This window comes from Vreelandella neptunia (assembly GCF_034479615.1).
Taxonomy (GTDB): domain Bacteria; phylum Pseudomonadota; class Gammaproteobacteria; order Pseudomonadales; family Halomonadaceae; genus Vreelandella; species Vreelandella neptunia.
The window spans coordinates 279943-302178 of the sequence record NZ_CP140255.1 but is presented as its reverse complement, the minus strand read 5'-3'; the positions used below and the strand labels follow the sequence as shown (position 1 = coordinate 302178).

Below are 22236 nucleotides of genomic sequence, written 5' to 3'. Positions count from 1 at the left end.
CACGTTTCGACGTGCACGTCGGATCTTGCAATTTTCACGTAGACGGTCGCCTCCTTGCAACGCTGTTTACGAGATAGCGACGGTACTTAACAGTCGCTTAGGCGCCACTTCCTGAGCACCTTTCACTACGCCAAGGCCGATAAACGTCTCGGCGTAATAAAGTCGGGCTACTTCGTCCGGGGCTAATGCGCCGGTTTCGAGAGCAGCGGGCTGGCCATGGGCCAAACGAGAATGGGCGGTGTCGTCTACCGTCAGTAACGGTAAATGATCCACCAACACATCCACGGGCATCAGCTCAGCTTCCAGTGCCGCTTGGTCGGCCAATGCTTCCAAGGCCTCTAGCGTCCACATCGCGTCGGCTAAAAAAGGTCCCGTTTTGAGCCTTCTTAGTTGACTGATGTGTGCACCACAGCCAAGCGCTTGGCCAATATCTTCGGCTAACGTGCGGATGTAAGTGCCTTTACTGCAGCTTACTTCCAGTTCAAAAGCAGTGCCTTCAAACGATAGCAGGCGCGCATCATACACGCTTACGCGCCGGGCTGCACGCTCTACCTGCTTGCCTTCACGGGCCAACTCGTAAAGTTTTTTGCCCTGATGCTTGAGGGCAGAATACATGGGCGGCACTTGGTCAATCTCACCGCGAAAACGGGTGAGCACAGCTTCCACGTCATCGGCGCTTAGGCTGGGAACCTCATGCTGCTCAATAATCGTGCCTTCTGCATCGCCGGTATCGGTGATCACCCCTAGCTCTACCCGGGTGCGATACACCTTGTCGGCTTCCAGCAAGTGCGATGAAAACTTGGTCGCCTCGCCTAGACAAATCGGCAATAACCCGGTTGCCATCGGGTCTAGCGTGCCGGTGTGCCCGGCTTTTTGAGCCTGGAACAACCGACGCACACGCTGCAGCGCATGGTTGCTGGAAACGCCCTTGGGCTTATCCAGCAGTAGTACGCCATTAACCGGCAAACCGCGACGTTGACGCGCCACTAGCGAGTTTCCTCACTTTGCTGGGCGTCGCCGTCTGAGGCACTGTCTTGGCCAGCGTCTTGATAATCGTCATCATCATCGTTTTGATAGCGTGCACGATCCGTCGTCACCGCTTCATCAATCAATGAAGAAAGTTGCTGACCGCGCACCACGCTCTCATCGAAATGAAAACGCAGCTCCGGTACGTGACGTAGCTTGATGCGCTTGGCAATCTGGCTTCTTAGAAAACCGGCAGCGCGCTTAAGCACCTGCAGATTCTCTTTAATACGCTCGGGCTCTTGTTCACCCAACAGAGTGACGTAGACGTCGGAGTAGCCAAGGTCACGGCTAACGGTGACACCGCTGACCGTGACCATGCCCAAACGCGGGTCTTTCACTTCTCGTTGGATCAACACCGCCAGCTCCTTTTGGAGCTGGTCGGCTACCCGGTCGGTACGCTTAAATTCGCGCATGTTTAGCTCCTCGCAGCCTTACAGGCTACGCTCGACCTTCACTTGGTCGAAGACTTCGATCTTATCGCCGACTTGGACATCGTTGTAGTTCTTCACGCCGATGCCACACTCCATGCCGTTGCGCACTTCCTGCACATCGTCTTTGAAGCGGCGCAGCGATTCGAGTTCGCCTTCGTAGATCACCACGTCATCACGCAACACGCGGATCTTCTTATTACGGTGCACGCTGCCTTCAACCACCATACAGCCGGCGATGGCACCAATCTTCGGCGCCCGGAACACATCGCGCACTTCAGCAATACCGACGATCTCTTCTTTCCACTCAGGTGCGAGCATACCGCTCATCGCCTGTTTGACCTCATCGATCAGCTGGTAAATAACGCTGTAGTAGCGCAGATCCAGACCTTCACGTTCGATGATCTCACGGGCAGCGGCGTCGGCACGGACGTTAAAGCCGACCACGATGGCTTCAGAAGCAAGCGCCAGGTTAGCATCGGTACCGGTGATACCACCGACACCCGAGGACACCACCGCCACTTCGACTTCATCGGTGGAAAGCTCTTCCAAGGCACCTTTGATCGCTTCCAGCGAGCCTTGCACATCGGCTTTGAGGACGATGTTGACCTTGGCCACTTCGTCTTGGCCCATCTGGCTGAACATGTTCTCCAGCTTGGCCTTCTGCTGACGCGCCAGGCGCACTTCACGGTATTTGCCTTGACGGAAGTTAGCCACTTCGCGGGCTTTCTTCTCGTCAGCGACAACCATAAAGTCATCACCGGCATCCGGCGTACCGCCCAAGCCTTGAATCTCTACCGGCATGGCCGGGCCAACCGAATCAACCTGCTGGGCAAGTTCGTTAGTCAGCGCACGTACGCGACCGTAGTGCAGACCTGCCAGGACGATATCGCCCTTTTTCAGCGTACCGTTCTGAACCAGTACGGTAGCCACAGGACCACGACCCTTATCAAGACGTGATTCAACCACCACGCCTTTACCCGGCGCAGAAGGAACCGCTTTAAGCTCGAGCACTTCAGAGGCCAGCTGGATCGCTTCCAGCAGCTCTTCCATACCTTCGCCGGTCTTGGCGGAGACGTGAACAAACTGCGTATCACCGCCCCACTCTTCGGAGATCACGCCGTGCTGCGAAAGCTCATTCTTGATGCGATCAAGATCGATACCATCTTTGTCGATCTTGTTGACCGCGACCACCATGGGCACTTCAGCAGCTTTGGAGTGTTCAATCGCCTCAATCGTCTGAGGCATCACGCCATCGTCGGCAGCCACAACCAGAATAACCACGTCTGTCGCCTTGGCACCACGGGCACGCATGGCGGTAAACGCCGCGTGGCCTGGGGTATCCAGGAAGGTCACGCCACCGTGGTTATCTTCCACGTGGTAGGCACCGATATGCTGGGTAATACCACCCGCTTCACCGGTCGCCACTTTCGCTTTACGGATGTAATCCAGCAGCGAGGTTTTACCGTGGTCAACGTGACCCATCACCGTCACAACGGGTGAGCGCGTGATCTCTTCGCCTTCATAGGAGATGCCTTCAAGCATTTCCGTTTCCAGCGCGTCATCTTTCACCAGCTTCGGCGTATGACCCATCTCTTCCACCACGATCGCAGCCGTATCCTGATCGATGGTTTGGTTGATGGTCACCGCAGCGCCCATGTTAAACATGGCCTTGATCACTTCGTTGGCCTTGATCGACATCTTGTCGGCCAATTCCGCTACGCTGATCGATTCAGGGATCGATACTTCACGCACGATCGGCTGAGTCGGCTTCTGGAAAGCGTGCTTGCCATTGCCGGTCTGATTGCCACCACGGCGACCACCGCGACGCTGTTCGGCACGTTTTACCTTCTTACCGCCGCCACCGCGCTTGCGCTCTTCGCGATCACCACGATCTTCATCGTCACGGCGACCTTTGTTCTTCGCTGCCGTTTTCTTAGGCGGAGCGGTACGACGGTCAGTGCGGCCCTCTTTCGGCGGCGCTGGCGGCATATCGTCACCGGACGGCGTATCGTCGATTTCAAGATTCGGCACCGGAATGTCGGGCGTAGCCGGTGCTTTGGCTGCAGCAGGCGCTTTCGGCTTGGCTTCAGACTCTTTACTGCGAGCCGTCGCTTCAGCTTCTTTATTACTACGCGCGGTGGCTTCCGCTACCTGTGCAGCGCGGGCTTTCTTAGCAGCGGCTTTTTCTTCGGCTTCACGCGCATCAGACACTTTGCGCTCAGCTTCGGCTTCCGCCATATCGCCCACTAGCTGGCGCGGGCCGGTATAGCTAGGCTCCGGCGCTTTCGGCTTTTCATCTTCAGCGCTTTTGACGTAGGTTTTTTTCTTACGTACCTGCACTTCAATGGTTTTGCCGCGCTCGCCGGTATTGATACGGCTACGGGTTTTGCGCGTCAGCGTGATGCGGTTTTTGCCCGCTTCAGGGGTGTCGCTACCGCCGTGGCTCTTCTTCAAGAAACTCAGTAGCTTCTGCTTATCTTCTTCAGACACAGCATCGCTTTCAGAAGCGTGTTTCAAACCCGCTTCTTTCATTTGCTCTAGTAGGCGAGGCACATCACGGCCCACCTTTCCTGCGAAATCTTTAACTGTCATATCTGACATATTGACCCTCCTCAGCCCGTGACCTGTTTACTGTGTGTTCGAATCCGATGCGTCATCGACTTCAAACCAGGGCGCACGGGCAGTCATGATCAGTGCCGCTGCGCGCGCTTCGTCCAACTCCTCGATATCGACCAGATCGTCGACAGACTGCTCGGCGAGATCTTCCATGGTAACGATGCCGCGACTGGCCAGAATGAAGGCCAGGTGGCGCTCCATGCCATCCATCTCCAGCAGATCTGCTGCTGGCTGGGCACCGTCTAGCGCTTCTTCCGTGGCAATGGCCATCGTCAGCAGCTCGTCTTTCGCACGTGCACGAAGCGCTTCGACTAAATCTTCATCGAACTCTTCGATTTCGAGCATCTCTTCCATCGGCACGTAGGCGACTTCTTCCAGGGTAGTGAACCCCTCATCCACCAATAGGCGAGCGACATCTTCATCAACATCGAGATGCTGGATAAAAGAGTCCACCAGGCTATCAATCTCTTGATCGCGCTTAGACTCCGCTTCCTCTTCGGTCATGACATTAATGCGCCAGCCGGTAAGTTCAGAAGCCAAACGCACGTTCTGACCGCTCCGGCCAATGGCCTGAGCAAGGTTATCCTGCGCCACCGCCACATCCATTGCGTGAGCGTCTTCGTCCACAAGGATAGACCCCACATCGGCAGGCGCCATGGCGTTAATCACCAATTGGGCGGGATTGTCATCCCACAGCACGATATCAACGCGTTCGTTTTGCAGCTCCGAAGAGACCGCTTGAACGCGTGAACCGCGCATACCCACACAGGCACCGACCGGGTCGATGCGGCGATCATTGGTTTTTACCGCAATTTTGGCCCGTGAACCGGGGTCACGCGCAGCACCTTTGATCTCAATCAACTGCTCTGCGATCTCTGGCACTTCAATTTTGAACAGTTCGATGATCAGCTCGGGGCACGTCCGCGATAGCTGAAGCTGGGCACCGCGTGCATCGGGATCCACTTTGACTAACAGAGCGCGCACCCGCTCGTTCATGCGGTAACGCTCGCCGTGAATCATCTCATTGCGCGGCAAAAACGCCTCGGCGTTTTCACCCAAATCAATGATCAGGCCATCACGTGTGGTCTTTTTAACGATGCCCGCAACCAGTTCACCTTCGCGATCGGCATACTGGCGCACGACTTCGGCCCGCTCGGCTTCGCGTACTTTCTGCACGATCACCTGCTTGGCGGTTTGTGCAGCAATACGGCCAAACGACGCATTTTCGATGTTTTTTTCGACAACATCGCCTAATTTCAGCGGCGGATCGCGCTGTTCGGCGATGCTCTCTTTAATTTCGTAATCTGGCGTTTCGAATTCGTCATCTTCCACAACGGTCCAGGTGCGGAAGGTTTCGTATTCGCCAGTGCGACGGTCAATATGCACGCGCACATTGGCTTCTTCTCTTTCAAAACGCTTGCGTGACGCGCTCGCAAGAGCGGCTTCTACCGCCTCGAAGATGACATCACGCGGGACGCCCTTCTCATTGGAGATCGCGTCAACGACCATTAAAATTTCTTTACTCATGCGTATGCCTCGCCAGAAAACCTATCCTTATGTGCATCACCCCGGCAGCCTGCCGGCAGCGCCGCCACCCGGTCAATCGTCGAACTGCGGTACAATGTGAGCAGAATCAATACTCTCAATTGGAAAGCAGTACTCTTCGCCATCCAGTTGTAGCAGTACTTCATCCCCCTCAACACCGACCAAAAGCCCTTGATACTTGCGCCGCCCGTCAAAGGCAGTGCGCAGTTTCAGCGCGACGTGATGACCTTGAAAGCGGGCAAACTGATCCAGGGAATACAAGGGACGTGCCATGCCTGGCGAGGAGACTTCCAACCGGTACTCACCGGCAATGGGGTCTTCTACATCCATAACGGCACTGACTTGGCGGCTAATATCTGCGCAGTCTTCCACGCTGACACCACTCTCGCGCTCGATATAGATCACCAGCCGCGAATTTTTGCCCTGGGAAAGATGGTCGATGCCCCATAGCTCAAAGCCCATGGCAGCAACAACAGGTTCGATTAGCGCGTGAAGCGCAGCGTGTTTAGTGGCCACAGACAAAGCTCCTATAGCCGTTGCATCAGGCACCTGGCCAGGAGTTATTAGAAAAGCTAGGTGGCTGATTGGCGTTACTCGGGAATGTGTCTCCGGTTTTCCGGACGACATCCGCTATTAAGATATTCGTGCTAACGATATTCTGGCTAACAAAGCGGGAGCGCCAATAAAACAGCGACCAAGCGCGCTTGCTAGCCAAAAGCTGCTAACAAAAAGCCCCTTCACTGGAAGGGGCTTTTTGAAAGAAACCTTGTTTACCATTTCTTAAGTACTACTTCCAGTACCGTCTTAGCAACATGTAACAGGCTTTGCCTGAGATGACCGTTACTTCCAATACGTCTTAGAAATAACAATCTAGAACATGCTACTAGAAAATGGTAGCGGGGACCGGATTTGAACCGATGACCTTCGGGTTATGAGCCCGACGAGCTACCAGACTGCTCCACCCCGCATCAATCTAGGTCGACGATAATAGACACTAAAGCCACTTACGTCAAGAACTACTTGCTTCAAGAACCACTTACTTAAAGCTGTCTTTTTCGCCTCAGGTGCCAACTGGCAATCTGGTAACAAAAGAAACGTTCTGGGAAGCTGGCGTGCCAGCAAAACAGATGGTGCCGAAGGCGGGACTTGAACCCGCACGACCATACGGTCACTACCCCCTCAAGATAGCGTGTCTACCAATTCCACCACTTCGGCAACAGGGGAGGCTAAAGAAACGTTATCTGTCTAACAGCGAAACTACTTACTCGCTGCTTTCCTCTAGCACTGGCGCGGTATTATCCACGTCCGCAGGCCTGTCGTCAAGCGTCGGGACGCTTTGCTGCTGCTCGATCAGACGCGAATCGGGAATGCCCGCTTCCGGTGCCTGGCCCGCCTGGGTGGCAAAGTACGCTAGCGCCATTGAAGTGGCGAAGAAGCCCGCCGCCAAAATGCCGGTGGTGCGCGACAAAAAGTTACCGCTGCCCCGTGAACCAAACACGGTCTGTGATGCACCACCCCCGAAAGCCGCACCAGCTTCGGCACCTTTACCCTGCTGAAGCAGAATGAGTACCACCAGGGCGACCGCAATCACCACATGAATCATAAGAATTGCAACTTGCATGGCGTTATCCTGCTGACTGACAAATGGCATAAAAATCATCGATCTTGAGTGAGGCTCCGCCCACTAGACCGCCGTCGATATCTGGCTGAGCAAGCAGCTCAGCCGCATTGCTTGCGTTCATACTGCCGCCGTAAAGCAAACGCAGTTGCTCGGCGAGGCCCTTATCGAAACCCGCCTGGTAGGCACGGATGCCTGCCATAACGTCCTGGGCTTGCTCAGGCGTTGCCGTGCGCCCAGTGCCAATGGCCCAAACAGGCTCATAGGCAATGACCACCTGCTTACGCTGTTCAGGCTCTAGGCGGGACATCGCATGCCCTACCTGGCGAAGCACCACATCCATCGTGCGCCCTGCGTCGCGCTCCTCCAGGGACTCTCCCACACAGAGGATCGGCGTGATATCCACGCTCAATGCTGCGAGCAGGCGTGCAAAGATCTGTTCATCGCTCTCTTTATAGAGCTGACGCCGCTCCGAGTGCCCCACCAACACATGGGAAACTGCAAACTCTTTCAGCATGCGGCCACTTACTTCGCCGGTATGCGCCCCAGAGTGAATGGGATTCAACGTTTGCGCGCCCAATGACAGCACCGTACCTTCAAACGCATGGCGCGCCGCATCCAAATATGGGAACGGCGGAATAATAACCACATCCACACTGCTTGGCGATACGGCGGCGGAGAAGGCCTGGCCGAACTCATTGATCAACGCCACGGAACCATTCATTTTCCAGTTGCCGGCAATTAAAGGCGTACGCATCGACTCTCCTCACTCAAGGTGGAGCGAAATGGTATAGGAGCGGCCTTGTCAAGACAACCGCTGTTATAACCACAAGCTGGGTTTACCAAACCAGTTTACCGAACCGGTTAGCTGAACACATTTAATTAAGTAGCGCTTGAACCTGATCGGCCAAGCTATGCGCCAATTGATCGACATCTAAATGAACGCGTCCTTCCACCATTACTCGAATAAGCGGCTCAGTACCGGACGGACGTAGCAACACTCGCCCCTCATCGCCCAATTCATGCTCTAACGCAGCCACCGCCTGCTGAAGTGGCGCAGATGCCATGACCTCTTTGGCGTTGGCATGAGCGGGTAAACGTACATTGACCAGTGCCTGGGGTACTTTTTCCAGCTCTTTTAACAGTGTCGGCAGGCTCTTCTGCTCGCGCATCATCAGTGCCAGCACCTGCAGCGCAGAGACGACTCCGTCGCCGGTGGTCTGCACATGACCGCACACAATATGCCCCGATGACTCACCGCCCAGCTCCCAACCATTGGCGGCCATACGCTCCATCACAAAGCGGTCACCCACTTTAGCCCGCTCAAAGGGAATTCCCAGCTTGTCCAGCGCCATCGCCAGGCCAAAGTTTGACATCAAGGTGCCTACCACGCCGCCCTGCAGCAAACCACGCTCGTGGCGATCACGGGCAATCAGGTAGAGGATATCGTCGCCGTCGATTTCGCGCCCGTCGCCATCTACCAGCAGCACGCGGTCACCATCGCCATCAAAGGCGATCCCCAAATCCGCGCTTTGCTGAATAACGGCAGCACGCAGAGCCGCGGGGTGCGTTGAGCCAACCTGCTGGTTAATGTTTAACCCGTCAGGCGCAGAGCCAATGGTGGTGACATCAGCCCCCAGCTCGCGGAACACATTGGGCGCAATATGGTAAGTGGCACCGTGAGCACAGTCTAAGACGATTTTCAGACCGTGCAGGCTAAGCCGGTCAGGCAGGGTCGATTTACAAAATTCGATGTAACGGCCTGCAGCGTCGTCGATACGCGTTGCCTTACCCAACTGCGCGGCCTCGGCCGTGGTCAGCGGCGCTTCCAGCATCGCTTCGATACGATCTTCAGTGTCATCGGGAAGCTTCTTGCCCTCAGCGGAGAAGAACTTGATGCCGTTATCATCAAAAGGGTTGTGCGATGCCGAAATGACGATGCCCGCATCGGCACGGAAGGTGCGCGTTAAATAGGCAATACCCGGCGTGGGCATTGGCCCCAGCAGTGATACATCGACGCCCGCTGCCGAGAGCCCCGCCTCTAGGGCGGATTCGAACATATAGCCGGAAATCCGGGTATCTTTGCCGATCAGAACCCGCGTTCGCCCTTTATCACGGCGCAGCACCTGACCCGCCGCCCAGCCCAACTTGAGCATAAAGTCAGCGGTAATCGGTGATTTACCCACCGTACCGCGGATACCGTCCGTCCCAAAATAGCGCCTTGTCATGCGTCAAACTCCTTGTTTAGCGGCGGCTCGCAGCCTTCTTGTAGTACCGCCCACGCCATATTGACTGCGTCAACCGTTGCAGCCACGTCATGCACGCGCAAAATATTTGCCCCACGCTCAACCGCCATGGCAGCAAGCGCCAGACCACCGGAGAGACGCTCCTCCACTGGGCGGCCCAACACTTTTCCAATCATACTTTTGCGTGACATACCCACTAGCAGCGGGAGCTCCAGCGATTGCAGAGACTCCATGTATTTGAGTAAGCGTAGATTGTGTTCGACGGTTTTGCCGAAGCCAAAACCAGGGTCAACCAATAGACGATTGCGGCGCAGACCGGCCGCCTCGCACTCAGCAATCCGACGGGCCAAATAATCCGCCACCTCTTCTTCAATCGGGCGCTGATAAGTGGGCGACTGCTGCATATCCTGCGGCTCGCCCTGGCGGTGCATCAAACAGACGGGCAGCCCGCTACCCACCGCGGCCAGCAGGGCTCCCTCGCGCTCTAACGCACGCACATCGTTAATCATACCAGCGCCCAGTTCGCTCGCCTCACGTATAACCGTCGGGCAGCTGGTATCCACCGACACCAACGCATCCAGTTCGCGCACCAGGACTTCCACCACCGGCGCCACCCGATCCAACTCTTCCTGGGGGCTAACAGGGGTTGCCCCGGGGCGGGTCGACTCGCCGCCCACATCTATCATCGCTGCCCCTTCGGCCAACATCCGCTCGGCGTGGCGCAAAGCGTCATCCAATGCCACGTGCTGGCCTCCGTCAGAAAAAGAGTCTGGGGTGACATTAAGAATCCCCATTACCCTGGGAAAGGAGAGATCCAGCAGATGACGCCCGCAACGCAGTTGGCGAGCATTTTCTACGTTTCGTGAAGAGGACGTGTCCAGAATTGATTTCATGCTGCAGCCTGATCAAGAAATGAAACATTGCCGTTATGTACACAGCATATCAAAAAAGGCGCCCCATGACGGGGCGCCTTTTGCTCATACGGCAGTGCTGGCTATTATGGGCCTGCAGGGCCGCCTAGCGGATCTGAGGGACGGCGACGCGGCCCGTCGTCATCCTCTTCACTGTCACCACCAGACGAATCGCCTCCAGACGCATTTGAAGAAGCATCGTCTTCAGCCTTCGCTTGCGGCTTGTCATCGTTGACAGGCGTACCGCCACCGGACGAATCACCGTCATCCCAGCCTTCCGGCGGGCGCGGCTCGCGACCTTCCATGATGTCCTTCAACTGTGTGGCATCAATGGTCTCGTACTTCATCAACGCCTCGGCCATAGCGTCCAGCTTATCGCGATTATCGGTCAGGATTTGGCGTGCCTGCTCGTAGCAATCGTCGATGATTTTGCGGACTTCCTTATCAAGACGCGTGGTGGTGTCACCAGACTTCATCTTGCCACCACCCTGACCCGGGCCACCGAGGAACTGATGCGATTCATCCTCGTCGTACATGATCGGGCCCATTTCGTCCGACAAGCCCCACTTGGCAACCATGTTATGGGCCAGCTCAGTCGCACGCTTGATGTCGTTTGAGGCGCCGGTCGTTACACCGTTCGGGCCTAACGTCATCTCTTCGGCAATACGGCCACCAAACAGCGAGCAGATCTGCCCCAGAATTTGCTGACGGGAGAGGCTGTAGCGATCCTCTTCCGGCAGGAACATGGTGACACCCAGCGCACGGCCACGGGGAATAATCGTTACCTTATAGACCGGGTCATGGGAAGGCACGACCAGACCGATAATGGCGTGACCCGACTCATGGTAAGCAGTATTGAGCTTCTCTTTGTCGGTCATGACCATCGATTTGCGCTCAGCGCCCATCATGATCTTATCCTTCGCCAGCTCAAGCTCTTCCATGCTGACCAGACGCTTATTGCGGCGCGCAGCAAACAGGGCTGCTTCGTTGACCAGGTTGGCCAAATCCGCACCAGAGAAACCAGGCGTACCACGGGCGATCAGCTGCGGTTTTACGTCATCACCCAGCGGCACTTTACGCAGGTGAACGCCCAGAATGTGTTCACGGCCACGTATGTCCGGCAAACCGACCGTAACCTGGCGGTCAAAGCGGCCTGGGCGCATTAACGCAGGGTCAAGTACGTCAGGACGGTTGGTCGCGGCAATAACGATGATGCCTTCGTTGGCTTCAAAACCATCCATTTCAACTAGCAGCTGGTTCAACGTCTGCTCGCGCTCGTCGTTACCGCCACCCATACCGGTGCCACGCGAACGGCCCACGGCATCAATCTCATCAATGAAGATAATGCACGGCGCCTGCTTCTTGGCCTGTTCGAACATATCCCGCACACGGGATGCACCGACACCGACAAACATTTCAACGAAGTCAGAACCCGAGATAGAGAAGAACGGTACTTTGGCTTCGCCCGCAATGGACTTCGCCAGCAGCGTTTTACCGGTACCTGGAGGGCCTACCATCAGTACGCCACGGGGAATCATACCGCCCAGGCGCTGGAATTTGGTTGGGTCACGCAGGAAGTCGACCAGCTCTTCTACTTCCTCCTTAGCTTCATCACAGCCCGCCACGTCGGCAAAGGTTGTCTTGATCTGATCTTGAGAGAGCAGCTTGGCCTTCGATTTACCAAAGCTCATCGGGCCGCCTTTACCACCACCGGCTCCGCCCTGCATTTGGCGCATGAAGAACATAAAGATGCCCAAAATCAGCAGAATCGGGAAGCTGGCGATCAGTAGCCGCGTCCAGATACTTTGCTGTTCTGGCTCTTTGCCCACCACCGTCACATTGTTGCTCAGCAGGTCGTCCATCAGCTTCGGATCTTCCGCCGCCGGGCGGATCGTCTGGAACTGAGAGCCGTCCGTGCGCTCACCGCTGATGGTGTAACCATCAATCGTTACGCTACGTACCTGCTGATTTTGCACCTGCTGCACAAACTGAGAATAGTTCGTGTTTTGCGGTGCGCTTTCCGTACTGAAATTGTTGAACACTGTCAGTAGGACGGCCGCGATGACCAACCACAGAATCAGGTTCTTCGCCATATCGTTCAAGGGGCTACCCTCATTACAAGAATCCGTCAGTTAAACCCTGATGCTTAATAAAGCCTTCTACCAATAAGCCTAGTAATACGACATTACATCAGCATCAAGCGTTCAACCATTGCCAAAGCGTCTTATGCCTCGGGCCATCTGTGTCACGCGCACTTATGGCGACTAATGTGACACACGTTGCGCTTGCCTGTCTGGCAATCGCGCTGATAAATCTTGGCTATGAACCACACGGGCAGCCTCTCATGTTAAGCAGAGTCACCCGCGAAACCCCTCGGCCAGAAAATAGACTTCACGGGAACGCGCCCGGGAGGCGTCTGGCTTACGGGTTACTACCTTGTTAAAGCTGCCGCGCAGCTCTTTCAAATAGGCGTCAAACCCTTCCCCCTGGAATACTTTAGCTAAAAACCGGCCACCAGGTGACAATGTTTCGCGGGCAAGTTCTAACGCTAGCTCCACTAAATACATCGCCTGGGGCTGATCAATCGCCGCCATACCACTCATATTGGGGGCCATATCCGACATCACAAGGTCTACACGGCGATTATCCAGGCGTTTTAGTATCGCCTCTAGCACCACCTCTTCAGTGAAATCACCTTGGATAAAATCCACCCCGGCCAGTGCATCCATCTCCAGAATATCAGAGGCAATCACCACACCTTCAGGCCCGACCCTTTCCGCTGCAATTTGACTCCACCCGCCGGGGGCGGCGCCCAGGTCAATCACCGTCATACCAGGACGCAGCAGTTTATCCTTTTCATCCAACTCAATCAGCTTATAGCTGGCACGGGAACGGTAGCCATCTTGCCAGCTCTGCTTCACGTACTGGTCGTCAAAATGCTCCTTCTTCCAGTTATTGCTGGTCTTGCTAACGGAATGTTTTCGGTTCGGGGGCTTTTGCTGCATGTGGGAATCTAACACTGGAATAAGAGATGGGCGCATTCACGCGATCGCTTTCACTCGGTGGCGTTTCACCGTAAGATGGAGCGTTAAGCGCTAACCGGGATACCGCAAGATACCATGAGCTTGTCACAGGCACAAAAGAAAGCATTTCGTAGCATTGGCCACCATCTTAACCCAGTGGTCACCGTTTCTGAGAACGGCGTCTCCGAAAATTTGCTCGCAGAACTTAACCGCGCACTCACTGATCACGAACTGATCAAAGTGAAGCTTGCCCTTCCTGAGCGGGATGATCGTGCTGCCATGATAGCCGAACTGATCGCCAACAGCCGTGCCGATTTGGTGCAAACCATTGGCAAAATGGCACTGCTCTATCGCAGAAACCCGCAGGTGAACCCGAAGCTGTCTAACGTTACCCGCTTTGAGAATCACCACGGACGGCATTAACCGTTAGTTTGAACCTGCGCTAAACGCCCGCTTTAGGCACTGACTTAAGACTATTCTCACTTAAGATCACTCTCACTTGAGAAAAAGCGCCGCTACACCAAAACGCCCCTTCGACCGGCCTAATGCAGGCCAATCGAAGGGGCGTTTTGTATCATACGTGTTCGACGCTACCTACTTCGTACTCCACGTCACCGCCGGGGGTTTTGACCACCACGACATCACCCTCTTCCTTGCCGATCAGGGCACGGGCAATCGGTGAAGTAACCGAGATACGACCAGACTTAATGTCCGCCTCATCTTCGCCGACGATACGGTAAGTGACTTCCGCATCAGTATCCAGATTCATTAGCGATACGGTTACGCCGAAAATCACTTTGCCGGTTTTGGGCAGCTTGGTGACATCAATCACTTGAGCGACGGAGAGCTTACTTTCGATCTCCTGAATCCGCCCTTCGATAAACCCCTGCTGCTCGCGAGCGGCGTGATACTCAGCGTTCTCTTTAAGATCACCGTGTTCACGCGCTTCGGCGATGGCCGCGATCACCTGCGGACGAGCTTCGCTTTTCAGGTGGTCGAGCTCTTCACGAAGGCTTCTTTCTCCCGCAACTGTCATCGGGACCTTGTTCATTGACTTGCTCCTGCATGCAGATCCTGAAGGCGCCGCACCGTAATCTCCCTACCGTACTCAAGCGCCATGCAAACAGCATTAGCGCCCGCCAAAGTGGTCGCATAGGGCACCTTGCGCGAGAGAGCAGTACGGCGAATGACCGAAGAGTCGTTAATAGCCTGACGACCTTCAGTAGTGTTCACAATGTAGGCGATTTCGTCGTTCTTAAGCAGATCGACGATATGGGGACGACCTTCGTAGACTTTATTGACGTGTTCCACGGCAAGCCCGGCAGCTTCCAAAGCAGCCGCTGTTCCCCGTGTTGCACATAGCGTAAAGCCTAATGCTAACAGAGAACGAGCCACTTCGATAATCCCCGCCTTGTCCGGTTCGCGTACGGAAAGGAACGCTTTACGCTCACCGGTCAGCCCAGGAATGGCCTCGCCTGCCCCCAACTGCGCCTTGAAGAAGGCCTCTGCAAAGGTATCGCCAGAGCCCATCACTTCGCCGGTGGACTTCATTTCCGGCGACAGAATCGGGTCGACACCGGGGAATTTGTTGAACGGGAAAACGGCCTCTTTAACACTATAGAAGTGCGGCACGATTTCCTTCTCAAAGCCCTGCTCAGCCAGGGTTTTACCGGCCATGCAGCGGGCCGCAATCTGCGCCAGCGAGGTGCCGATGCACTTGGACACAAAGGGCACTGTACGAGAAGCACGGGGATTAACCTCGATCACATAGATCTCGCCATCCTGCCAGGCCAGCTGCACGTTCATTAAGCCTTTAACGCCCAGCTCAACCGCCATCTGCTTAACCTGATGGCGCATCTCGTCCTGCACATCCGCAGGCAGGGAGTATGGTGGCAGCGCGCAGGCAGAGTCGCCGGAGTGAACGCCCGCTTGCTCTACGTGCTGCATGATGCCGCCGATCACCACCTGCTGACCGTCCGACACCGCATCGATATCGATCTCGATTGCGGCACTCAAAAAGTGATCCAGCAGCACCGGCGAGTCGTTGGAGACTTTCACCGCGTGGGTCATGTAATTTTCAAGCTCGGAGGCGTCGTAGACGATCTCCATGGCCCGGCCGCCCAGCACGTAGCTGGGGCGCACCACCAGCGGGTAGCCAATCGCTTCGGCTTTATCGAAGGCTTCCGCAAAGCTGCGCGCCGTGGCATTGGGCGGCTGCTTCAGGCCCAGCTTGTCGATCATCACCTGGAAGCGTTCACGGTCTTCGGCGCGGTCGATGGCATCCGGCGTGGTACCAATGATCGGCACACCGGCAGCCTCTAGCTCACGGGCCAGTTTGAGCGGCGTCTGACCACCGAACTGGACGATCACGCCCACCGGCTTCTCTTTATCGGCGATTTCGAGCACATCTTCCAGCGTTACCGGCTCAAAGTAGAGACGATCAGAGGTGTCGTAATCGGTAGAGACGGTTTCCGGGTTGCAGTTGACCATGATGGTCTCATAGCCATCGTCGCGCATGGCGAAGGCGGCGTGAACGCAGCAGTAGTCAAACTCGATACCCTGGCCGATCCGGTTAGGACCACCACCCAGCACCATGATCTTCTGACGGTCAGAAACATCCGCCTCGCACTCCTCTTCGTAGGTGGAGTACATATAGGCGGTGTCCGAGGCAAACTCGGCGGCACAGGTATCGACACGCTTATAAACCGGGCGAATACCGGCGGCCTGGCGGGTTTGACGGAACTCTTTTTCGCTGACATTCAGCAATTTGGCCAGGCGTGCATCGCCGAAACCTTTGCGCTTGAGCTGATAGAGTTCACGGGCCGAGAAGTCAGCCAGCGTGCGTTTGGCGACGGCGTTTTCAGTCAGCACCAGATCTTCCAACTGCACCAGGAACCAGGGATCGATATTGGTCAGGGCAAAGACGTCGTCGACGCTCATACCTGAGCGCATGGCGTCCGCCACGTAGAAAATACGCTCTGCGCCGGCGGCCTGCAGCTCGCCCTGGATAATCGCCATGTTGTCCGGCGTAAAATCGGTAATGATTGGATCGAGACCATCGTTACCGGTTTCCAGACCGCGCAGCGCTTTCTGCAGCGACTCCTGGAAAGTACGCCCAATCGCCATCACTTCACCCACTGACTTCATCTGCGTCGTCAGGCGATCGTTGGCCTGGGGGAATTTCTCGAAGGTGAAGCGCGGAATCTTGGTGACCACGTAATCGATAGACGGCTCGAACGATGCCGGCGTTTGACCACCGGTAATATCGTTCTGCAGCTCGTCCAGGGTATAGCCGATCGCCAATTTCGCGGCGATTTTAGCAATCGGGAAACCGGTCGCTTTAGAGGCCAACGCCGAAGAGCGTGACACCCGCGGGTTCATCTCGATAACCACCAAACGGCCGGTTTTGGGATCCATACCAAACTGGACGTTAGAGCCACCGGTCTCTACGCCAATCTCGCGCAGCACCGCGAGGCTGGCGTCACGCATGATCTGATACTCTTTATCAGTCAGCGTTTGCGCCGGTGCCACGGTGATGGAGTCACCGGTGTGCACACCCATGGGGTCGAAGTTCTCAATCGCGCAGACGATGATGCAGTTGTCGTTTTTGTCACGCACAACTTCCATCTCGTACTCTTTCCAACCCAGCAGCGACTCATCGATGAGCAACTCGTGGTTGTTGGAAAGCTCAAAACCGCGGGTACAGATCTCTTCGAACTCTTCCTTGTTATACGCCACGCCGCCGCCGGAGCCGCCCATGGTATAGGAAGGACGAATAATGGTCGGGAAACCCAGCTCAGCCTGAATCTCCCAGGCTTCTTCCATGGTGTGGGCGACTTTCGCTTTCGGGCACTCCAAGCCAATGCGCTTCATAGCCTGATCGAACAGATCGCGGTCTTCGGCCATGTTAATCGCATCGGCGTTGGCACCGATCATCTCGACACCGAACTTCTCCAGCACGCCATGCTTTTCCAGCTCGAGGGCGCAGTTCAGCGCCGTCTGACCACCCATCGTCGGCAGAATGGCATCAGGGCGCTCGGCTTCGATGATCTTCTCCACCGTCTGCCAGGTAATTGGCTCGATGTAAGTAGCATCGGCCATGGCCGGGTCAGTCATGATGGTGGCGGGGTTGGAGTTAACCAAAATAACCCGGTAACCCTCCTCGCGCAGCGCTTTACACGCCTGGGCGCCGGAGTAGTCGAATTCGCAGGCCTGGCCGATCACAATCGGGCCAGCGCCAATGATCAAAATACTGTTGATGTCGGTACGCTTAGGCATAACGGTTCCCGCAAAAAATGGTGACGATGAGCGACAAAAGACGGCGATACGATGATGCCAGGGACGCGTTAACGGCGTGCCTGCATCATAGCGACGAAGCGATCAAACAGCGGCGCCACATCACGCGGGCCAGGGCTCGCTTCCGGGTGGCCTTGAAAGCTGAACGCCGGGCGGTCGGTAAGCTCGATTCCCTGCAAGGTGCCGTCGAACAACGAACGGTGCGTTGCGCGCACGTTAGCAGGCAGGGTCGCTTCATCCGCCGCAAAGCCGTGATTCTGGCTAGTGATCATCACGGTGCCACTATCCAGATCCTGCACCGGGTGGTTGGCACCGTGGTGGCCGTGGCTCATTTTGACCGTTTTGGCACCGGCGGCGAGCGCCAGCAACTGGTGGCCCAGGCAGATACCAAACACCGGAATATCGGTTTCCAGCACGTCCTGTATCGCCTTGATGGCGTAGTCGCAGGGTTCAGGGTCACCCGGGCCATTGGCTAAAAATACGCCATCCGGATTCATCGCCAGCACCTCAGCAGCAGACGTTTGCGCGGGCACCACCGTCAAGCGGCAGCCGCGGGCGGCCAGCATGCGCAGGATGTTGAATTTAACGCCGTAGTCGTACGCCACCACATGGTAGGGGCGCTCGCTTTTGGAAGCATCAGCGTAGCCTTCACCCAGCGTCCACTCACCTTCCGACCACTCGTAGGCCTCTTTACACGACACCTCTTTGGCCAGATCCATCCCTTTCAGGCCAGGGAAAGCCTTGGCGGCTTCCAGCGCCCGCGTAACCGCGTCATCACCTTCCGCATCAGCGCCCGCCAAAATCGCCCCGTTCTGCGCACCTTTGTCACGCAAAATACGCGTTAGGCGGCGGGTATCGATATCGGCAATGCCCAGCACGTTCTGGCTTTTCAGGTAGTCTGAAAGCGACTGCTCAGAGCGGAAGCTGCTGGCCATTAGCGGTAGATCGCGAATCACCAAGCCTGCTGCGGCAATAGACGCTGACTCAACGTCTTCAGCGTTAATGCCGGTATTGCCGATATGGGGATAGGTGAGGGTAACGATTTGGCGGGTGTAGGAGGGGTCGGTGAGGATTTCTTGATAGCCGGTCATGGCCGTATTGAACACCACCTCACCGCTTGTTAATCCGTCCGCGCCAATGGCGATGCCGTGGAACACGCTGCCATCTTCCAGGGCCAATATTGCGGGTTTGCTCAATGCGGGGTTATTCAAAACAAGATCCTCCCATGCTGGTGGGAGCCTGTGGGGCGCAGGCTCAGCAATTTCTTGATTATCCGCGACGTAACACTATCGCTAATAAAAACTATCACTAGTAAAACTGGGGTCGTAAAAAAGCGGGACGAAGCCGATAAAAAGAATCGGTTTCATCCCGCTTGTTGTTCGATGCCTTTCTGAGTCGCTTAGCTTCTGACGTTACGCTTTACAGCACCGCCACTTTATAGCAGCAAACCCTGAGGAGGCAGGCTTTGGGTTGGCCAACGCAACAAGCGCGCCGTTTAAGATTTCCAGGCCACCCGGCCAAAATTTTTGAAATGTTACAGGAATTCTTGACCCAAGACTACCCCCTTAAGCGCACATTGACACTAACCCGCTAGGCGTCGACCATAGGTACCTGCCTCAGGTTTCGCAAAGGAAACAAGATTGAGTACCCACATCAGCATTGAAGATGCCGCGTTAACGCTTGGGGTAAGCCCTCAGCATGCAAGATCCCTGTGTCGGAAACAGGTGCTAAAGGCAGAAAGAATCGGCAGCACTTGGGTGGTCGATGCCGAAAGCGTCAAACATTACCAGCAAGCAGCAGAGCAGCATATCGCAAAAGATCACCCGGCCTATTTTGACGCTACCGGCGATACGGACAAGCCCATTGCCTTGAGTTTTTTTTCAGGCGCGATGGGGCTTGACCTGGGCATCGAAGCAGCCGGGTTCGATATCCGCCTAGCCTGCGAATTCGACAAATATTGCCGCCAAACGATTCTACTTAACCGCCCCAACACCGCCTTGCTCGGCGATATTAATGACTACTCAGCCGCACAAATTTTAGCAGCGGCGCAGCTCGAGGCAGAGGGGGTCGACTTGATGGTCGGCGGCCCGCCCTGCCAAGCGTTCAGCACTGCGGGCAAGCGCAAGGCGTTCAATGATGATCGCGGCAACGCCTTTCTAAAGTTTATCGATCTGGCGATTGAGATACAGCCACGCTTTCTGGTCATTGAGAACGTACGCGGGCTGCTTTCATGCCCAATGGATCACAGGCCACATAGCCAACGTGGCCCTGGCTTCCCTGACCTCTCGCTAGACGAGATGAAAGGCGGGGCGCTTAATTTTGTGCTGTGCCTACTCAGAAAAGCCGGTTACTCGTGCACCTTCAATCTGTATAACTCGGCGAATTTTGGCACCCCGCAAACCCGTGAAAGAGTCATCATCATCTGCTCACGTGATGGCAGTGCGGCACCCTTTTTGCAGCCAACCCACTCTGAGCACGGCAGCCATGGGCTACCCAGGTGGAAAACCTTTAAAGACGCGGTCGCTGGCCTGGAAAGCCACACCCACCTTAACTTTCCAGAAAAACGCTTGAAGTATTATCGGCAGCTAAAGGCCGGGCAGAACTGGCGCGCGTTACCCACCGCCATGCAGCAAGAAGCATTGGGAAAGTCTTATTTTTCCGGCGGCGGCAAAACAGGCTTTTTGAGGCGCCTAAGCTGGGACAAACCCTCTCCCACCCTGGTTACCCACCCCGCCATGCCCGCCACAGACCTGGCACATCCAGAAGAAGACCGGCCCTTATCCATAGAAGAGTACAAACGAATCCAGGAATTTCCCGATGGCTGGCAGTTGGCGGGGCCACTAGTACAGCAATATAAACAAGTGGGCAACGCCGTACCGGCCAGCTTGGGTTACGCGGTAGGCAAGCTGATCAAAGACCTGCTCGACAACAGAGCAACGGCGCCGCCTGAAGATTTTAAATTCTCACGCTACCGGGAGACCTCTCACTACGAGTGGAGCCAAGCCTTCGAGCGACAGCAAAAGGTACCGCAGCCCAGTCTCAGCCTGTTTTAAGGCCCACTGTTTAGATGCCCAGAAGGGGCTCTCACCCCTTCTCGCCCAGGCTAGCTTAGTTCCAACACATCCTGCATATCGTAACGACCGCTCTGTTTGCCAGCGACCCAGCGCGCCGCACGCACAGCGCCTTTGGCAAAGGTCATTCGACTGGAGGCCTTGTGAGTGATTTCGATGCGCTCGCCTTCGGTGGCAAACATTACCGTGTGTTCACCCACGATATCGCCCGCACGCACGGTGGCAAAGCCGATCTCTTTGTCGGTGCGTGGGCCGCACTGCCCGACTCGCTCGAACACGCCGTGCTCTTTAAGGTTACGCCCCAGGCTGTCGGCAATGACTTCACCCATTTTGATCGCAGTACCGGAAGGCGCATCAACCTTATGGCGGTGGTGAGACTCGATCACTTCAATATCGTAGCCTTCATCGCCTAGCGCTTTGGCAGCCGTTTCGAGCAGCTTCAGGGTCAAATTAACCCCGACGCTCATATTGGGCGCGAACACCATGGCAACCTTGTCACGGTAGCTATCGAGCTGAGCCAACTCATCATCGCTCATGCCGGTAGTGCCAATCACGATACGCTTGCCGTGCTCTGCGCAGAACGCCAGATTACCCAGCGTGACCTGGGGAGCCGTGAAGTCGATTAGCACATCAAAGTCATCGACAATCGACGCGAGCGAATCGACCGCAACAACGCCGCGCTTCCCTACGCCAGCAAGCTCGCCAATGTCAGCGCCCGCCAAGGAACTGCCTGGCTCCACAATCCCACCAGCAAGCGTCGCCTCAGCATCTTGCTCTACAGCATTTACCAACGTACGGCCCATGCGGCCAGCCACGCCTACAATGGCAATTCGGGTCATGCGAACTCCTGCGCTCTCGGTTTCAGTGCATAAGACTTATGTTTTCAAAATCAGCGCGATTATAGCAGACCAGTCGTTGCCTAGTTCTCCCATACAATCGCCAGCTCTTCATCACCGGCCATGCGCACCAAGTGGCGCTCGACTACCCCCTCCAACTCATCCAGATGCTCCTCTTCCAGGGTTTCGAGGGCCACCACCAACTTATCGGCCTCAGCCACCATCAAGCAGGTACCGGTAGCAAACGTAATGGTGGCTTGCTGGTCGCTTTGCTCGACCTCCAACTTATGCGCCCAGTGCTTGCAGAGCCGATTAATCAAACGCTCGGCGGAAGGCGTGACAATTTCAACTCGAGATAAAGGCATAGCGGCCTCTCCAAAAATGTAAGTACTTGCTAACTAACAATGCATCAATAATGCATTGCTGCTTAGAGCCAGATGCGTGAAGCCACCGCCGCAGAATAAATGCTAAAACTAGAGCGTAGCATGTTGACCATTAAGCGCAGCACCCCAATAATGCCGCCCAAACGCTAATCAGTTACAATAGCAACTGCATCTCTGTGCTATCAAACTGTAAAGCCCATCAGCGATGCCAGCCTTGTTAATCAATATCGACCA

At 55.7% G+C, this 22236-nt stretch carries 18 protein-coding genes and 2 tRNA genes; 2 read left to right on the top strand and 18 right to left on the bottom strand.

Annotated elements, in window-relative coordinates:
- Positions 1-66: 66 nt before the first annotated feature.
- The 13 genes from truB to rlmE form a co-directional block, all read right to left on the bottom strand.
- Positions 67-987, bottom strand: coding sequence for a tRNA pseudouridine(55) synthase TruB (gene truB / locus SR894_RS01485; protein WP_133731584.1), 921 nt, complete (start codon positions 985-987; stop codon positions 67-69).
- Positions 987-1439 carry a 30S ribosome-binding factor RbfA gene (gene rbfA, locus SR894_RS01480; protein ID WP_133731585.1) on the bottom strand — a complete coding sequence of 151 codons (453 nt, stop codon included), beginning with the start codon at positions 1437-1439 and terminating at the stop codon, positions 987-989. The genes truB and rbfA overlap by 1 nt, the downstream gene beginning before the upstream one ends.
- Positions 1440-1457: 18 nt before the next feature.
- Positions 1458-4058 (bottom strand): translation initiation factor IF-2, encoded by a 2601-nt coding sequence (infB, locus tag SR894_RS01475; RefSeq protein WP_133731586.1) that lies wholly within the window; start codon positions 4056-4058, stop codon positions 1458-1460.
- A gap of 27 nt (positions 4059-4085) precedes the next feature.
- Positions 4086-5600: a transcription termination factor NusA gene (gene nusA / locus SR894_RS01470; RefSeq protein WP_133731587.1), complete on the bottom strand. Its 1515-nt coding sequence runs from the start codon at positions 5598-5600 to the stop codon at positions 4086-4088.
- A gap of 72 nt (positions 5601-5672) precedes the next feature.
- A complete protein-coding gene (gene rimP / locus SR894_RS01465; RefSeq protein ID WP_133731588.1) occupies positions 5673-6134 on the bottom strand; it encodes a ribosome maturation factor RimP in 462 nt (153 codons plus the stop codon).
- 375 nt (positions 6135-6509) lie between these two features.
- A tRNA-Met gene (locus SR894_RS01460) sits at positions 6510-6586 on the bottom strand.
- 160 nt (positions 6587-6746) lie between these two features.
- A tRNA-Leu gene (locus tag SR894_RS01455) sits at positions 6747-6833 on the bottom strand.
- 46 nt (positions 6834-6879) lie between these two features.
- Positions 6880-7239, bottom strand: coding sequence for a preprotein translocase subunit SecG (gene secG / locus SR894_RS01450; protein WP_133731589.1), 360 nt, complete (start codon positions 7237-7239; stop codon positions 6880-6882).
- 4 nt (positions 7240-7243) lie between these two features.
- Positions 7244-7993, bottom strand: a complete 750-nt coding sequence (tpiA, locus tag SR894_RS01445) for a triose-phosphate isomerase (RefSeq protein ID WP_133731590.1) — start codon at positions 7991-7993, stop codon at positions 7244-7246.
- Positions 7994-8114: 121 nt separating this feature from the next.
- A complete protein-coding gene (gene glmM, locus SR894_RS01440; RefSeq protein WP_133731591.1) occupies positions 8115-9464 on the bottom strand; it encodes a phosphoglucosamine mutase in 1350 nt (449 codons plus the stop codon).
- Positions 9461-10375: a dihydropteroate synthase gene (gene folP / locus SR894_RS01435; protein WP_133731592.1), complete on the bottom strand. Its 915-nt coding sequence runs from the start codon at positions 10373-10375 to the stop codon at positions 9461-9463. The genes glmM and folP overlap by 4 nt, the downstream gene beginning before the upstream one ends.
- Positions 10376-10479: 104 nt before the next feature.
- The gene (ftsH, locus tag SR894_RS01430; RefSeq protein WP_133731593.1) at positions 10480-12495 is read right to left on the bottom strand and encodes an ATP-dependent zinc metalloprotease FtsH; all 2016 of its coding nucleotides are present in this window, start codon (positions 12493-12495) and stop codon (positions 10480-10482) included.
- A 255-nt stretch (positions 12496-12750) separates the two neighbouring features.
- Complete coding sequence (gene rlmE, locus SR894_RS01425; RefSeq protein ID WP_133731594.1) at positions 12751-13398, bottom strand: 23S rRNA (uridine(2552)-2'-O)-methyltransferase RlmE; 648 nt, start codon at positions 13396-13398, stop codon at positions 12751-12753.
- A gap of 114 nt (positions 13399-13512) precedes the next feature.
- Here rlmE and yhbY point away from each other — a divergent pair, with 114 nt between their 5' ends.
- On the top strand, positions 13513-13839 hold the full coding sequence (gene yhbY, locus SR894_RS01420) for a ribosome assembly RNA-binding protein YhbY (protein ID WP_022520713.1): 327 nt from the start codon (positions 13513-13515) through the stop codon (positions 13837-13839).
- A 151-nt stretch (positions 13840-13990) separates the two neighbouring features.
- Here the strand turns inward: yhbY and greA are convergent, their stop codons facing one another.
- The 3 genes from greA to carA all read right to left on the bottom strand — a co-directional run bounded on the left by greA (position 13991) and on the right by carA (position 18908).
- Positions 13991-14467, bottom strand: a complete 477-nt coding sequence (greA, locus tag SR894_RS01415; protein ID WP_009287920.1) for a transcription elongation factor GreA — start codon at positions 14465-14467, stop codon at positions 13991-13993.
- A complete protein-coding gene (gene carB, locus SR894_RS01410) occupies positions 14464-17694 on the bottom strand; it encodes a carbamoyl-phosphate synthase large subunit (protein WP_133731595.1) in 3231 nt (1076 codons plus the stop codon). The genes greA and carB overlap by 4 nt, the downstream gene beginning before the upstream one ends.
- A gap of 68 nt (positions 17695-17762) precedes the next feature.
- Positions 17763-18908: a glutamine-hydrolyzing carbamoyl-phosphate synthase small subunit gene (carA, locus tag SR894_RS01405; RefSeq protein ID WP_223288912.1), complete on the bottom strand. Its 1146-nt coding sequence runs from the start codon at positions 18906-18908 to the stop codon at positions 17763-17765.
- A gap of 444 nt (positions 18909-19352) precedes the next feature.
- Between carA and SR894_RS01400 the strand changes: the two genes are divergently transcribed.
- A complete protein-coding gene (locus SR894_RS01400) occupies positions 19353-20765 on the top strand; it encodes a DNA cytosine methyltransferase (protein ID WP_133731597.1) in 1413 nt (470 codons plus the stop codon).
- Positions 20766-20815: 50 nt separating this feature from the next.
- Here SR894_RS01400 and dapB read toward each other — a convergent pair whose 3' ends face one another.
- Together dapB and SR894_RS01390 are read right to left on the bottom strand one after the other, a co-directional pair.
- Positions 20816-21622, bottom strand: a complete 807-nt coding sequence (dapB, locus tag SR894_RS01395; RefSeq protein ID WP_133731598.1) for a 4-hydroxy-tetrahydrodipicolinate reductase — start codon at positions 21620-21622, stop codon at positions 20816-20818.
- Positions 21623-21702: 80 nt separating this feature from the next.
- Positions 21703-21984 carry a DUF2218 domain-containing protein gene (locus tag SR894_RS01390; RefSeq protein ID WP_133731599.1) on the bottom strand — a complete coding sequence of 94 codons (282 nt, stop codon included), beginning with the start codon at positions 21982-21984 and terminating at the stop codon, positions 21703-21705.
- Between the last annotated feature and the right edge of the window lie 252 nt (positions 21985-22236).